We start from the raw sequence: 15,226 nt of genomic DNA, 5'->3' as shown, positions 1-15,226 counted from the left end.
GATATTGCTGCTCCCGCAGACTGACAGGCTGTCTATACTTAGACCGCGATATACTGACTGGAGGTAAAATGGAATATCTGTCCCGATTAAATATTGTCAATATACTGTTATCGACCACCTTCTGGATCAATGTGGCGATTGTCGTTGTCGTTACCCTGATCACTTATTACTTAATCAGGCGATTAATTTCATTTGCTTATAAGACAATCGAGAACTGGAATAACAAACATACTGATGGCGGTAATCTGCGGTATATCCTTTTTGATATGCTGAGAAAGACCAACCGGTTATTAATCCTGTTCGCGTCGTTCCTGTTCAGCCTGCGTTTTACCGCGCTGCCGGATCGCTTATTTTCCACCATTTCCCACGCCTGGTTTCTGGTCCTTGCGTTGCAGGTAGCAATCTGGCTCGATCAGGGCGTGCAGTCCTGGATGCATCGTTTGCTTCATGCGCCGGGATCAAACCGTAACCCGGTCACCATGGTTATTCTGGGCATGATATTACGGGTGCTGGTATGGTCGATGATGTTGCTGTCGATCCTTGCCAATGCTGGCGTGGATATCACAGCGCTGGTGGCCAGTCTTGGGGTGGGCGGTATTGCCATTGCGCTGGCGGTGCAGACGGTGCTCAGCGATGTTTTTGCGTCACTGTCCATCGGCTTCGACAAGCCCTTTGAGATCGGTGATTTCATTGTTTTCAACGACGTTGCCGGTACCATTGAGCATATTGGCTTAAAAACCACCCGAATTCGTAGCCTTAGCGGCGAGCAGATCGTCTGCGCCAACGCCATCCTGTTGCAGCAGACCATCCACAACTACAAGCGAATGCAGACCCGCCGTATTGTGTTCAACTTTGGGGTGGCCAGTTCAACGCCGCCCGAAAAGCTGCGTATCATCGGCAAAATGGTCCAGGACATTATTGAGGATGTGGGCGAAACCAAGTTTGACCGTGCGCATTTTCTGGCTTTTACCCAGGATCGCCTGAATTTTGAAGTGGTACATATTGTTAATACCGCCGACTATAACAAGTATATGGATATTCAGCAGGAGATTAATATCCGTATTCTGGAAGGCTTGATTGAAAATGATATTGAACTGGCGCTGCCGAACATGGTGGTCAGGACGCCGGATAATGGCGCGCAATCGACCGTTAATATGCCAATGACGGTTCCGCAGCAAAGTAATTAATCCCACCAATATTGGTAGGCCCGCGTAAATTAGCGGGTCTGCCAGTGATAAAATTCGTATTTTCTTACTAAGATAATTCTCATAATCCTGTTATATGAACATTCATTAAGTTCGCACGTGATTTTTTACGGTAAATTCATGTAAAAATTTTGTGCAGAAATAATGCAACATATTTCACAACCAAGGATGTTCATTTTATGACCACGTTAAAGCCTGCCTTATTACTTTCGGTGTGTATTTTAACCGCCTGTGGYGGCGGTGGCGGTGGCGGTGGCGGTGGTGGCGATAAAACGCCGCCGACCACAACGCCGCCGGTGCAGACAGACAATGGTTCTGGCAATAACGCTGGCAATAACAATACCGGCACCACGCCGCAACCGCCTGCCAGCGCGCCGACAAGCCTGGCGACCGGGGGCACCCTGTCAGGCTATACCTACACCACGCCGCAGGGCCTTTCCTATACCATGCGCGGTACCGGTATCGAACCGGCCTATGTCTTTACTCAGTCCCTGACCAGTACGGACGGCACCCGTCATTCCGCCACCTCCTGGTGCTGCGGCCGTATGAGCTACACCACCTTTGGCACCTGGACCGACTTTAAAACGGGCAAGCATGACGTGTTCTACACGGGCGAGCCGACGCTGGCCGCCAACGTGCCCACGCAGGGTACAGCGACCTATGTCGGCAACGGCATGCGTGAAGACATTCGCAGCGATGCCACTTTCAACGTCGACTTTGCCGCGAAAACCATCAACGGCAACATTGCCGCAGGCGACGCCTTCGGCAGCGCTGTGGCGATGCAGGGCACCATTGCGGACGGCGGCTTCACCGGTAAGGCGCAGTCAGGCGGTCAGGACGGTACCTTCACCGGCCATTTCAATGGCCCTGCCGCGCAGGAGCTGGGCGGTCTTGCCAGCTTCGCCGACACCAGCAAAAACGTAGCTTTTGGCGCAACGCGTCAGTAACTCGCCTCCCGGCCAGCCTGGCTGGCCGGTTTTTCGTGATGGTATAAATCCCTATGAATGTCCTGCGTACAGGCGCAATAAGCCTGTTGTTTCCGCTCGGCGCCGCCTTAGCCGCACCGCCGGATACTGACGTCATTCCCGCTGCACCCCATTTTGATCGTCTGACACAGCAGGATAAAAGCACCTCCGCCGCCGGAACCTTTATCTCTGTTAACAATGCGCAACTTGCTGAACAGCCACAGCTGGCGACGGCGCTGCTCGATCAGGCCGTGCGCGAAGGCAAATGGCCGATGGTGGAAGCCATTCTGCCGGTGTATGAAGCGTCAGCCAGCGCCGATCCCACGCTGATCCGCTTTGCAAAGGCGGGGCTGGCCCGCAGCAAGGGCAATTACGATCAGGCTATCGCCCACTACCGCGCCATTCTGAGTGAACACCCTGAACTGGATGCGGTGCGGCTCGACATGGCGCGCGCCATGTTTGAAAACCACCAGTACAATACGGCGGAGTACCAGTTTCGCCGCGTGCTACAAAGCAATCCGCCGGAAAATATTCAGGCGATCATTGGCGTTTATATTGAGCGTATTCAGCAGGGCAGCGACCTGACCGGCAGGCTCAGCGTCAGCTATCTTAATGACAGCAACGTCAATAATGCCTCGACAAGTAAAACCATTCGCATCGGCGATCGGCTCTTTTTACGCAATAAAGACAGTTTCCCGCAACGGGGAGAGGGCTTCTGGTTTAACGGCGCACTACAAAAGGATGTCTCTTTGTATAACCAGCATGGCCTGCGCTTTATGGGCACAGTGAACGGCAAAAGCTACTGGAATAATCATGATTTCGATGATATTACCAGCCGCCTTTATGCTGGTTATCAGTGGCGGGATTACCGCCAGCAGTTCGCCCTGCTGCCTTTTTATGAAAAAAGATGGTACGGCACGGAAGCCTATTCTTCCGGCCCCGGCGTGCGGGCGGAATACAGCTACCTGCTTTCACCCGCATGGCAGATAAGTCAGGCGCTGGAATATCAAAAACTCCATTACGATGCCGACGAATACGGCTTTTTGCGCGGCTATAGCCGTTATTCTTCCACCACGCTGTCTCATGCCTTCAGTAATCTGGTGTCAGCCTATGCGGGCGTCGATATTCAGGATCAGCAAACCGCGGCAAAAAGTGAAACTAATCAGCGGACAGGCGTGCGCGGCGGGGTACAGGTGGACTTACCCTGGCAGATTTCATTTTCGGCCTCCACGGCCTTCGCAAAACGTCATTACCAGGCCGACAGTGAAATATTCTCCACCCGCCGCAAAGACAATGAGCAGTATTATAATTTGTCGCTCTGGCACCGGGATCTCTATGTATTTGGCGTGATGCCGAAGCTGAATTTCAGCTATAAACGCGTCGACAGTAATATCAATTTCTACGATTACCATCAGCGCAATATCACGCTGTCGCTGGATAAAAACTTTTAGCGGCGTAATGGCGAAAAAAAACTGGCGATAACTCGCCAGTTTTTTTATTGCTGAAATAGCAGGAAGGGCATTAACGCATGGTGACAAATTCTTCGGCGGCGGTCGGGTGGATCGCCACGGTATTGTCGAAATCTTTCTTGGTCGCGCCCATTTTCAGCGCCACGGCGAAGCCCTGTAAAATCTCGTCCATGCCGAAGCCAATGCCGTGAATGCCGACGATTTTCTCCTCCTCGCCCACACACACCAGCTTCATACGGCACGGCTGACGGTGTGACGTTACCGCGGTATACATCGCCGTAAAGGACGATTTATACACTTTCACCGCCTCGTCGCCGTACTGTTCGCGCGCCTGCGGTTCGGTGAGGCCCACGGTGCCGATCGGCGGATGGCTGAACACCACGGTCGGGATATTGTTGTAATCCAGATGCTCATCCGGCTTGTTGTTAAACAGGCGCTCGGACAGGCGACGACCCGCAGCCACGGCCACCGGCGTCAGTTCAACGGCACCGGTGTTGTCGCCCACGGCATAAATCCCCGGCACACTGGTATTCTGGAACTTATCCACGACGATGTAGCCTTTTTCGTCGGTTTTCACGCCCGTTACCGCGAGGTTGAAATTGTCGTTGGCCGGTACGCGGCCAATCGCCCAGATCAGGCAATCGACGGTTTCACTGCGGCCATCTTCCAGCGTCAGCAGCAGGCTGCCATCGGCATTTTTCACCACCGACTTCGGCACCGCGTGGGTGTGAAGCGTCGGGCCGTCGGCCGCCATCGCTTCCACCAGCGTTTCGCTCAGCATGGGATCAAAACTGCGCAGCGGCGTGTGTTTACGCACGAACAGGTGCGTCTGCGCGCCAAGGCCATTAATTACGCCTGCCAGTTCCACCGCGATGTACCCTGCGCCCACCACCGCCACGCGCTGCGGCATGGCCGGTAATTCGAAGAAGCCATCGGAGTCGATACCGTATTCTGCGCCCGGAATATCCGGATGGCTCGGACGCCCACCGGTGGCGATCAGAATATGGTCAGCGGTAATGGTTTCGCCGTTCACTTCCACGGTATGGGCGTCAACGAAACGCGCGAAACCACGGATCACGTCAACGTGATTTTTACCCAGCACGTTGTCATAGGAGTTGTGGATGCGATCGATATAAGCAGTACGGCTGGCGACCAGTTTGTTCCAGTCGAAGTGATTGAGGGTGGTATCAAAGCCATAGTCCGGGCCATAAAGCTCGATTGCCTCGCGGATCTGCGCCGCATGCCACATCACTTTTTTCGGCACGCAACCGACGTTAACGCAGGTGCCGCCCAGCGCTTTGGCTTCAATCAGCGCACATTTCTGACCGTACATGGCCGCTCTGTTGATCGAGGCGATGCCGCCGCTGCCGCCGCCAATGGCGAGATAATCATAATGCTTAGTCATGACCGTTCCTTATTTGAGTCGCATTTGAGCGCAGTGTAACGCGCGGCTTAAAAGGTTCCACCGATGGTTGCGATTACTCCGGCACCACCCAGTTCACCAGCGTATGCCCCGTGCCGGCTGGCACCAGTTTGCTGTGCAGCCATGGCAGCACGTTTTGCATCTGTTGCTCCAGCTTCCACGGCGGGTTAATCACAATCATGCCGGAGGCGGTCATGCCGCGCTGATCGCTGTCCGGGCGCACCGCCAGCTCGATTTGCAGAATGCGGCGAATGCCGGTGGCTTCCAGCTCTTTCAACATACGTTTGATTTGCGCGCGCATCACCACCGGATACCACAGGGCGTAAGTGCCGGTCGCAAAACGTTTGTAGCCTTCGCTGATGCCCTGCACCACCGCCTGATAATCGGTTTTTATTTCGTACGGCGGATCGATGAGGATCAGGCCACGGCGGGACGGCGGCGGCAGTTTCGATTTCAGCTGTTGATAGCCGTCGCCACGGGCCACGGTGGCACGGGCATCTTTCTGAAATTCCGAACGCAGCAGCGGGTAGTCGCTTGGGTGCAGCTCGGTTAATTGCAGCGTGTCCTGCTCGCGCAGCAGCTGGCGGGCAATCAGCGGGGAGCCGGGGTAATAACGCAGCGTGCCGCTACGGTTAAAATGGTTCAGCACGGTGATGTAGGGCGTCAGCTCTTCCGGCAGATCGTCCTGCTGCCAGATACGGGCGATACCTTCGAGGTATTCCCCGGTGCGCTCAGCGTGTTCGCTGGCGAGCTGATAACGACCCGCGCCAGCATGGGTGTCCAGATAGAGAAAAGGCTTCTCTTTTTCTTTCAGCGATTCAATGATCAGGCTTTGAACGGTATGTTTAAGGACGTCGGCATGATTGCCGGCGTGAAAGCTGTGACGATAACTGAGCATGTAGCGCGTTCCAATGACCTGAAAAGAAGTATGCCGACAGTATACCGAAAAGTGGCCGCCACCGCGAAAGCGCAACGTCCGGCATTGAAATTAACTACACTAAACCCCATACCAGACCTTATCGGAAAAAGCGCTGATCGGGCGCTTAACTTATTTATTAACCAGGACAGCGCTTATGACCAATCCATTACTGACGCCTTTCGAATTGCCGCCGTTTTCCGCCATTAAACCTGAGCACGTCGTCCCCGCCGTCACCAAAGCGCTGGACGATTGCCGCGAGGCGGTAGAGCGCGTGGTGGCACAGGGCGCGCCTTACACCTGGGATAATCTCTGCCAGCCGCTGGCGGAAGTGGATGACCGTCTGGGCCGTCTGTTCTCACCCGTCAGCCACCTGAACTCTGTTAAAAACAGTCCGGAACTGCGCGAAGCCTACGAGCAGACGTTGCCGCTGCTGTCTGAATACAGCACCTGGGTCGGCCAGCACGAAGGTCTGTACCAGGCGTACCGCAATCTGCGCGATGGCGACGCCTATAACGAACTGGATGTGGCGAAGAAAAAAGCCGTCGATAACGCGCTGCGCGATTTTGAACTCTCCGGCATTGGCCTGCCGAAAGAGAAACAGCAACGTTACGGCGAAATCGCCGCCCGCCTGTCCGAACTCGGCAACCAGTACAGCAACAACGTGCTGGATGCGACCATGGGCTGGTCGAAACTCGTCACCGACGAATCTGAACTGTCCGGCATGCCGGAAAGCGCGCTGGCCGCCGCCAAAGCGCAGGCCGAAGCCAAAGAGCAGGAAGGCTGGCTGTTAACCCTGGATATTCCAAGCTATCTGCCGGTAATGACCTACTGCGACAATCAGGCGCTGCGTGAAGAGATGTACCGCGCCTACAGCACCCGCGCCTCCGATCAGGGGCCGAATGCCGGTAAATGGGATAACAGCCCGGTAATGGCGGAGATCCTCGCCCTGCGTCACGAACTGGCGCAACTGCTGGGCTTCGACAGCTACGCGCACAAATCGCTGGCCACCAAAATGGCGCAAAGCCCGACCCAGGTGCTGGATTTCTTAACCGATCTGGCGCGCCGTGCCCGTCCGCAGGGTGAACGTGAACTCGCCCAGCTGCGTACCTTCGCCAAAGAAGAGTGCAGTGTGGATGACCTTCAGCCATGGGATATTGCCTACTACAGCGAAAAACAGAAACAGCATCTGTACAGCATCAGCGACGAACAGCTGCGCCCGTACTTCCCGGAAGAAAAAGCGGTTAACGGCCTGTTTGAAGTGGTGAAACGCATTTATGGCATCACCGCCAGAGAGCGTAAAGATATCGACGTTTATCACCCGGACGTGCGTTTCTTCGAGCTTTACGACGAGAGCAACGAACTGCGCGGCAGTTTCTACCTCGATCTTTATGCCCGTGAAAACAAACGCGGCGGGGCGTGGATGGACGACTGCGTGGGTCAGATGCGTAAAGCGGACGGCTCGCTGCAAAAACCGGTCGCCTACCTCACCTGTAACTTTAACCGCCCGGTGAACGGCAAACCGGCGCTGTTTACCCACGATGAAGTGACCACCCTGTTCCACGAATTCGGTCACGGTCTGCACCATATGCTGACGCGTATCGAAGCGGCGGGTGTCTCGGGCATCAGCGGTGTGCCATGGGATGCGGTCGAGCTGCCAAGCCAGTTTATGGAAAACTGGTGCTGGGAGCCGGAAGCGCTGGCGTTTATCTCCGGTCACTACGAAACGGGCGAGCCGCTGCCGGAAGCACTGCTGGAAAAAATGCTCGCCGCCAAGAACTATCAGGCCGCGCTCTTCATCCTGCGTCAGCTTGAGTTCGGCCTGTTCGATTTCCGCCTGCATGCCGAGTTCAGCCCGGAGCAGGGGGCGAAAGTCCTCGAAACCCTGGCGGAAATTAAAAAACAGGTCGCCGTGATCCCGGGGCCGACCTGGGGCCGTTTCCCGCATGCTTTCAGCCATATTTTTGCCGGTGGCTATGCGGCAGGTTACTACAGCTACCTGTGGGCCGACGTGCTGGCGGCGGACGCCTATTCCCGCTTCGAAGAAGAGGGGATCTTCAACCGCGAAACCGGCCAGTCGTTCCTGGATAACATCCTGACGCGCGGCGGTTCCGAAGAGCCAATGGAGCTGTTCAAACGCTTCCGTGGCCGCGAGCCGCAGCTGGACGCCATGCTGGCGCATTACGGCATCGAAGGCTGACAACAGCGTGAAAATTTGTTTGTCAGATGAATCAGGCACCGGAGACGGTGCCTTATCTGTTCTTGCGGCCCGCTGGGCGCTGGAGCATGACGCGGATAACCTGATGGCGCTGGTGCTCACTCCGACGCATCTTGAGCTGCGTAAACGCGATGAGCCAAAGCTCGGCGGCATCTTCGTCGATTTTGTCGAAGGGGCGATGGCCCACCGGCGCAAATTCGGCGGCGGACGCGGCGAAGCGGTGGCGAAAGCCGTCGGCGTTAAGGGCAGTTATCTGCCGGACGTGGTTGATGCGACCGCAGGCTTAGGCCGCGATGCCTTTGTGCTGGCGTCCATTGGCTGTCGGGTGCGCATGCTGGAACGCAATCCGGTGGTGGCGGCGCTGCTCGATGATGGGCTGGCGCGTGGCTATGCGGATGCGGAAATCGGCCCCTGGCTGCGGGAGCGTTTACAGCTGATCCACGCTTCGAGCCTGACCGGGCTTGATGAGATCACGCCGCGCCCGCAGGTGGTCTATCTCGATCCGATGTTTCCCCATAAGCAGAAAAGCGCACTGGTGAAAAAAGAGATGCGGGTGTTTCAGTCGCTGGTGGGGCCGGATCTGGATGCAGACGGGCTGCTGGAACCTGCGCGGCGGCTGGCGACCAAGCGCGTGGTGGTGAAGCGCCCGGACTATGCGCCGCCACTGGCGGGCGTCGCCACGCCAAACGCGGTGGTCACCAAAGGCCACCGGTTTGATATTTACGCCGGAACGCCGGAGTAATTCCTCTCTCCCGCAGGGAGAGAGGGTATCTGAACCTTACTCGTCTTCTTCGTCGCGCAGCGGCACGATCAGCATATCAACGTGAACGGTGTTGATCAGCTGGCGCGCGGAGGACATCAGTTTGCTCCAGAAATCCTGGTGATGACCGCAGACCACCAGGTCCATATCGTATTTCTTAATCGCATCGACCAGCACCTGGCCTAAATCGCCGCTGCCGCTCAGGGTTTCGGTGATCGGATAGCCCGCGTTGGTGGACAGCTCGGTCAGCGCGTGATGCGTCTCTTCGGAGATGCGCTTCTGCATATCGCCAAGATTCACATCGATAAGGCCGGTATAAAGATCGGAGTAGTTAACATCAACATGGATCAGCGAAACCTTCGCGTTGTAAGGGCGCGCCATGGATACCGCTTTCTCGACCAGAACTTTGCTTTCCGGGGAGAGATCGACTGCGATCAGGATATGTGTGTAAGCCATAATGTTACTCCTTCCATAAGTTGTCGATGACCAGTGGGTTAGCAGCTCATCCTGCGTTGTGCTGTGTCCCGCGTCCTGCATACTATTTGCGCGGGGAATGCCCGGCCTTAAGAGTATAATTGTAGTAGATATTTCTACCTTATAACGCACGATCTCTGCCGTCAATCCGCCTGGCTCACGCTTTACTGCAACAAATAATCGATTTGCAGACCATGATTACGATTAACCTTGTGGTAAAAAAATTAACGGATCTCCTACACTATTTAATGAACCGTCCGGATAAATAAATGTGATCCCGCTCGGTTTCTGGTAACACTCTTCACTGAACTGTTTTCGCTGAGTATCGGGGAGCGAGAGTCCCGGGGGATTTCTCCGTGGGCGGATCGCCGGGGAGGGGGTATGGTCAGCACCGTCGCGCTGTTTTGGGCTTTGTGTGTCGTTTGTGTGGTGAATATGGCGCGTTACTTCTCATCATTACGCGCATTGTTAGTGGTACTTCGTGGTTGCGATCCGTTGCTCTATCAATATGTGGATGGCGGAGGATTTTTTACCTCGCACGGACAGCCCAGTAAGCAGATGCGCCTGGTGTGGTATATCTACCAGCAACGTTATCTGGACCATCATGATGATGAGTTTATTCGCCGCTGCCAGCGGGTTCGTCAGCATTTTATTTTAACCAGCGCGCTGTGTGGCCTGGTGGTGGTTAGCCTGATCGCCCTCATGATCTGGCACTGAGCATAAAAAAAGCGGGCCAGTAAACTGACCCGCTTTGTATGCTTCCTGCCCGCGCTTAAATCAGTTTCAGCGCGATCCAGTACAGTCCGCCGGACAAAATAATCGACGCCGGTAAGGTGAAGACCCAGGCCATTAAAATGTTGGTCACGGTTTTTCTTTGCAGGCCGCCGCCGTCCACAATCATCGTACCCGCCACGGAGGAGGAGAGCACGTGCGTGGTGGAAACCGGCATCCCGGTATAGCTTGCCAGACCAATGGAGACCGCTGCGGTCATCTGCGCCGACATCCCCTGTGCGTAGGTCATGCCTTTCTTACCAATCTTCTCACCGATGGTGGTCGCCACACGACGCCAGCCCACCATAGTGCCCAGACCCAGCGCCAGCGCAACGGCCATGATGATCCAGACCGGCGCGTATTCGATGGTGCTCAGCATGTCGCCTTTCAGCTTCTTCAGCAGACGCTGGTCTTCAGCGCTGACATCCGGCTGTTTGGCCACTTTGTCGGTAATATCAGAGATACACAGCAAAATGCGACGCAGCTGGCCGCGCTGTTCTACCGGCAGTTTGTCGTAGCTTTCGATATTGGTCAGCATTGCTTTAGCGCGGTCCAGCGCGTTAATGGCGCGGCCCGGATGGCAATGGAACTCGTTCGGTTTGGACGCCACTTCTTCCGGCGTCGGGATCAGCGGATCCACACCGGTGGCTTTTTGCAGCAGCGCAGGATGCTGCTGGAAGTAGGTCTCGACGTTATTTACCGCGTCACGGGTACGGGTGATGTCATAACCGGAGGCGTTCATGTTCACCACAAAGCCCGCTGGCGCTACGCCGATCAGGACCAGCATGATCAGGCCGATACCTTTCTGACCATCGTTAGCGCCGTGAGAAAAACTCACGCCGATAGCGGACAGGATCAGGGCAATACGCGTCCAGAATGGCGGCTTTTTCTTGCCGTCTTTCTTTTCACGCTCTGCCGGAGTCATATGAATGCGGTCGCGTTTTTTGCTGCCGTTCCAGAAACGACGCAGCAAAAATACCAGCCCGCCTGCGAACACCAGGCCAACGATTGGCGAGATGATCAACGAGCCGAAGATATTGATAACTTTAGGAATGTTAAGCGCGTCCACCACAGAAGAGCCGGTCATCAGCGCATTGGTTAAACCAATACCGATAATCGCGCCAATCAGGGTGTGAGAGCTGGAGGCCGGCAGACCCAGGTACCAGGTGCCGAGGTTCCAGATAATCGCCGCCGTTAACATTGAGAACACCATGGCGAGGCCATGCGCCGAGCTGACGTTGAGCAGAAGATCCGTTGGCAGCATATGCACAATCGCATAGGCCACGCTCAGTCCACCCAGCAGAACGCCGAAAAAGTTGAACACCGCAGCCATAATGACCGCGAGTTGAGAACGCATCGCACGGGTATAGATAACCGTTGCCACCGCGTTCGCCGTGTCATGGAAGCCATTGATGGCTTCGTAAAACAGGACAAAGACCAGAGCAAGAAGAAGTAATAACCCGGTATGTAAATCCAGGCCGGCAAATAAATGTAGCATATACGTTACGCCATTTTGAGGTCATGAACGCGGCGCATTATCGTGGACAACCGCGGTGCGGGGAAAGTGAAATATAGACTTTTTTTGATAATTTTCCTTAGGTTGTAAAAGCGTAAAAACAATTATCTTTTATTTTTCAAATAGCTGTCATCGAATTGACATATTTTTGCTGGTGCGACCAGCGGCGAAAATTTACAATTCGCCGCTCATTAATCAAGAGGATCGTCGTGTGGAAAGGTTTGATGCCATCGTAATTGGCGCCGGAGCGGCCGGAATGTTTTGCGCCGCGCAGGCCGGACAGGCAGGTAAACGCGTCCTGTTACTCGATAACGGTAAAAAACCGGGCCGTAAGATCCTGATGTCTGGCGGGGGCCGCTGTAACTTTACTAACCTTTATGTCGAGCCTGCGGCTTATCTGAGCCAGAACCCGCATTTTTGTAAATCTGCCCTCGCACGTTATACCCAGTGGGATTTTATCGATCTGGTCGGCAGGCGCGGTATCGCGTGGCATGAGAAGACCCTCGGACAGCTGTTCTGCGACGACTCCGCCCAGCAGATCGTTGATATGCTGGTGGCAGAATGTACAGCGGGAAAAGTAGTGATGCGACTGCGCACTGAGGTGCTTGAGGTGGCCCGCGATGACGACGGTTATACGCTGACGCTGAACGGCGATACCGTCAGCGCCGACAAACTGGTGATCGCCAGCGGCGGCCTTTCCATGCCGGGCCTGGGCGCTACGCCCTTCGGCTATAAAATTGCCGAACAGTTTGGCCTGAAGGTGCTGCCGACACGGGCAGGCCTGGTGCCTTTCACGTTGCATAAACCATTACTGGAGCAGTTACAAACGCTTTCCGGCGTGTCGGTGCCCGCGGTGATCGAGGCGGAAGACGGCACGGTATTCCGTGAAAACCTGCTTTTCACCCATCGCGGTCTGTCCGGCCCGGCGATCCTGCAAATTTCCAGCTACTGGCAGCCGGGTGAATTCGTCACCATTAATTTGCTGCCGGAATGCGATCCTGAAAGCGTCCTCAATGAGCAGCGGGCGGCACATCCGAACCAGAGCCTGAAAAACACGCTGGCGATGCACCTGCCAAAGCGACTGGTGGAGTGCTTACAGTCGCTGGGACAGATCCCGGATGTGACCCTGAAGCAGCTTAACCCACGCGATCAGCAGGCGCTTATTGAAACGCTGACCCGGTGGCGGGTGCAGCCAAACGGTACCGAAGGCTACCGCACGGCGGAAGTGACCCTCGGCGGCGTGGATACCCATGAGCTGTCGTCACGCACCATGGAAGCGCGTAATGTGCCTGGACTGTATTTTATTGGCGAGGTGATGGATGTCACCGGCTGGCTGGGCGGCTATAACTTCCAGTGGGCCTGGGCCAGCGCCTGGGCGTGTGCGCAGGCACTCAGCGATAAATAAATTTTGATAGACTCAAAATATTTTTAGCAAATAGCCCGATAAGAATCGGGCTATTTTATTTCTCCGCTTTTCCGCAGCCATTAATTATATAAGCGTTCACTGCTAACTAATTTATAAAATTAAAGTTATTGAGCGTTATGCCGTTATCCATTCTATACCTCCCCTACCTGAGTCATATTTATCATGCTATGGAAAACCACCCAGGGTCGTTTTAGCCTGCTTCTTGTTGGATTTTTCTTTATTTTAGTGCTGGTTACGTTTTTCGTGATTAAGCATTTTGTCTCGCCGCAAATTGTCGCCACGGAAACGGAACTGGTTCGTCATACCGTTGCCCTGCAAAGTAACGCTATTAAAGAACAAATGAACCGCGTGAAAGCGCAGCAAAAAACCATCACTGAACTTGTCGGCACCCTCGACAGTGCGCAGATCGATCAACTGCTGCCAAATCTGGTAAACCAGTATGGCGATCAGAATGTGTTCGGCGGCGGTATCTGGCCATTACCCCGTCTGCGCGATCCTGAGCGCGAGAAGTTCAGCACCTTCTTTGCCCGCGATGCCGGTGGAGTACTGCAGGTCAATACCGTGTGGAACCAGCCGGAAGCAGACAAATACTGGGAGCAGGCCTGGTATAAAGACGGCCTGAACGCCGCCAAAGGCGAATGTGCCTGGGCGCGTGCTTATCAGGATGCTGCCAGCCCACAGCCGCGGACTAACTGCGCCATGGCGATATGGCGTGACGGTAAACCCTGGGGCGTGGCGACCATTGACGTGACGCTCGGCTTTTTCAATCAGCTGGCCGCAGACATGAGTAAAGCGGTTGAGGGTAACGTTCTGATTATTGAGCAGGACGGAAAAATCGTCGGTAATGGCGCTTCCACAGAAGGCGGCAAGGCGCTGAATAATTTACGTGACCTTAATCTGCCATCTTCTCAGGCATTATTGTCGCTGCTGAATACCGGTCAACAAAAGTCTTATGAAGGAAAGTATTCTGGATCTGACGGTGAGCACGCATTATTTGTGCTGCCCATTGAAGGCAGCCCCTGGTTCCTGGCCGTCGATCTGCCAGCCAGTAAGCTGGAGCAGGCATCGAATTCTATTCTGACCAAATTAACCATTGTTCAGTTAACGCTGGGGATCGTCTTAATCCTCGTCTTAATGATTTTTGTGCGCAATATTTTCAGAAACGTCAGCCTGTTAAATAAAAATATCGAAGCGCTGTCCAGCGGCGGTGCCGATCTGACGCAACGTTTAACCGCGAGTAAAAGCCCGGAATTTAATGCCATTATTCAGAACTTTAATGCCTTCATTAGCTATTTACAGGAGCTAATGCAGCAGGTCGGGCAAAGCGCGCAGGCGATCTCTTCGGCGTCGCGCCAGATCGCCGGGGGTAACCGCGATCTGTCAGCCCGTACCGAAGATCAGTCATCGTCGATTGTGGAAACCGCAGCCTCGATGGAAGAGCTGACCAGCACGGTACGTCAGAATGCCGATAACGCGCAGGCAGCAAATAAGCTCTCCAGCCAGGTGTCGGGCGCTGCGCGGGAAGGGGCCTCGGTGGTGAACGAGGTGGTCAGCACGATGAGCAGAATTAATGACTCGTCCGTGAAGATTGTCGACATCATCAGCGTCATTGACGGGATTTCGTTCCAGACCAATATCCTGGCGCTCAACGCGGCGGTTGAAGCGGCGCGTGCCGGTGAAAACGGACGCGGCTTCGCGGTGGTCGCAGGAGAAGTGCGCTCCCTGGCGCAGCGCAGCGCCACCTCAGCGCAGGAGATCAAAAAGCTGATCGAAGAGTCCGTTGCGAATATCGAGCAGGGCGGAAGTCTGGTCAGGCAGGCCGGCGTCACCATGAACGGCCTGGTGGAAAAAGTGGAGAGCGTAACCACCTTAATCTCTGAGATCAGCTCGGCGAGTAACGAGCAAAGTAAGGGTATCGATCAGATTAATATGGCGATTAACCAGCTCGACAGCACCACACAGCAAAACGCAGCGCTGGTGCAGGAAGTGGCTGCGGCAGCGCAGTCCATGGAAGAGCAGACCGTTCAGCTGGAAAAAATTGTTACCAGCTTCAAAATTTAAGACCTGTATGTCCAGCGGTGCC

At 54.9% G+C, this 15,226-nt stretch carries 12 protein-coding genes; 8 read left to right on the top strand and 4 right to left on the bottom strand.

The features are described 5' to 3' along the window. Window positions 1–68 precede the first annotated feature (68 nt). The 3 genes from QRD42_RS03885 to QRD42_RS03875 all read left to right on the top strand — a co-directional run bounded on the left by QRD42_RS03885 (window position 69) and on the right by QRD42_RS03875 (window position 3,621). Window positions 69–1,187, top strand: coding sequence for a mechanosensitive ion channel family protein (locus tag QRD42_RS03885; protein WP_321988222.1), 1,119 nt, complete (start codon window positions 69–71; stop codon window positions 1,185–1,187). 197 nt (window positions 1,188–1,384) lie between these two features. Continuing rightward, the gene (locus QRD42_RS03880) at window positions 1,385–2,152 is read left to right on the top strand and encodes a Slam-dependent surface lipoprotein (RefSeq protein ID WP_318377212.1); all 768 of its coding nucleotides are present in this window, start codon (window positions 1,385–1,387) and stop codon (window positions 2,150–2,152) included. A gap of 53 nt (window positions 2,153–2,205) precedes the next feature. Next, window positions 2,206–3,621, top strand: a complete 1,416-nt coding sequence (locus tag QRD42_RS03875; protein ID WP_321988221.1) for a porin family protein — start codon at window positions 2,206–2,208, stop codon at window positions 3,619–3,621. A 70-nt stretch (window positions 3,622–3,691) separates the two neighbouring features. On the opposite strand, the gene gorA is transcribed toward QRD42_RS03875, so the two are convergent. Both gorA and QRD42_RS03865 read right to left on the bottom strand, forming a co-directional pair. Then, window positions 3,692–5,044 carry a glutathione-disulfide reductase gene (gorA, locus tag QRD42_RS03870; protein ID WP_321988220.1) on the bottom strand — a complete coding sequence of 451 codons (1,353 nt, stop codon included), beginning with the start codon at window positions 5,042–5,044 and terminating at the stop codon, window positions 3,692–3,694. A 73-nt stretch (window positions 5,045–5,117) separates the two neighbouring features. Further along, window positions 5,118–5,960, bottom strand: coding sequence for a 23S rRNA (adenine(2030)-N(6))-methyltransferase RlmJ (locus QRD42_RS03865; protein WP_072571136.1), 843 nt, complete (start codon window positions 5,958–5,960; stop codon window positions 5,118–5,120). A 175-nt stretch (window positions 5,961–6,135) separates the two neighbouring features. On the opposite strand from QRD42_RS03865, the gene prlC reads away from it, so the two are divergent. Both prlC and rsmJ read left to right on the top strand, forming a co-directional pair. Continuing rightward, window positions 6,136–8,178 carry an oligopeptidase A gene (gene prlC, locus QRD42_RS03860; RefSeq protein WP_321988219.1) on the top strand — a complete coding sequence of 681 codons (2,043 nt, stop codon included), beginning with the start codon at window positions 6,136–6,138 and terminating at the stop codon, window positions 8,176–8,178. 7 nt (window positions 8,179–8,185) lie between these two features. Continuing rightward, window positions 8,186–8,938, top strand: coding sequence for a 16S rRNA (guanine(1516)-N(2))-methyltransferase RsmJ (rsmJ, locus tag QRD42_RS03855; protein WP_321988218.1), 753 nt, complete (start codon window positions 8,186–8,188; stop codon window positions 8,936–8,938). A 36-nt stretch (window positions 8,939–8,974) separates the two neighbouring features. Here rsmJ and uspA read toward each other — a convergent pair whose 3' ends face one another. Next, window positions 8,975–9,412 (bottom strand): universal stress protein UspA, encoded by a 438-nt coding sequence (uspA, locus tag QRD42_RS03850; RefSeq protein ID WP_072571139.1) that lies wholly within the window; start codon window positions 9,410–9,412, stop codon window positions 8,975–8,977. 399 nt (window positions 9,413–9,811) lie between these two features. On the opposite strand from uspA, the gene uspB reads away from it, so the two are divergent. Beyond that, window positions 9,812–10,147, top strand: coding sequence for a universal stress protein UspB (uspB, locus tag QRD42_RS03845; RefSeq protein WP_072571140.1), 336 nt, complete (start codon window positions 9,812–9,814; stop codon window positions 10,145–10,147). Window positions 10,148–10,202: 55 nt separating this feature from the next. Here the strand turns inward: uspB and pitA are convergent, their stop codons facing one another. Continuing rightward, window positions 10,203–11,699 carry an inorganic phosphate transporter PitA gene (pitA, locus tag QRD42_RS03840; RefSeq protein ID WP_072571141.1) on the bottom strand — a complete coding sequence of 499 codons (1,497 nt, stop codon included), beginning with the start codon at window positions 11,697–11,699 and terminating at the stop codon, window positions 10,203–10,205. A gap of 229 nt (window positions 11,700–11,928) precedes the next feature. Here pitA and QRD42_RS03835 point away from each other — a divergent pair, with 229 nt between their 5' ends. Both QRD42_RS03835 and QRD42_RS03830 read left to right on the top strand, forming a co-directional pair. Next, the gene (locus QRD42_RS03835; RefSeq protein ID WP_321988217.1) at window positions 11,929–13,122 is read left to right on the top strand and encodes an NAD(P)/FAD-dependent oxidoreductase; all 1,194 of its coding nucleotides are present in this window, start codon (window positions 11,929–11,931) and stop codon (window positions 13,120–13,122) included. A gap of 183 nt (window positions 13,123–13,305) precedes the next feature. After that, window positions 13,306–15,204 carry a methyl-accepting chemotaxis protein gene (locus tag QRD42_RS03830; RefSeq protein ID WP_318376882.1) on the top strand — a complete coding sequence of 633 codons (1,899 nt, stop codon included), beginning with the start codon at window positions 13,306–13,308 and terminating at the stop codon, window positions 15,202–15,204. The last annotated feature ends 22 nt before the right edge of the window (window positions 15,205–15,226 follow it).

The organism is Enterobacter sp. PGRG2, assembly GCF_030291195.1.
Classification (GTDB): Bacteria; Pseudomonadota; Gammaproteobacteria; order Enterobacterales; family Enterobacteriaceae; genus Enterobacter_D.
Note: the sequence above shows the minus strand (reverse complement) of the source record. Positions and strands in the feature narration are given on the sequence as shown.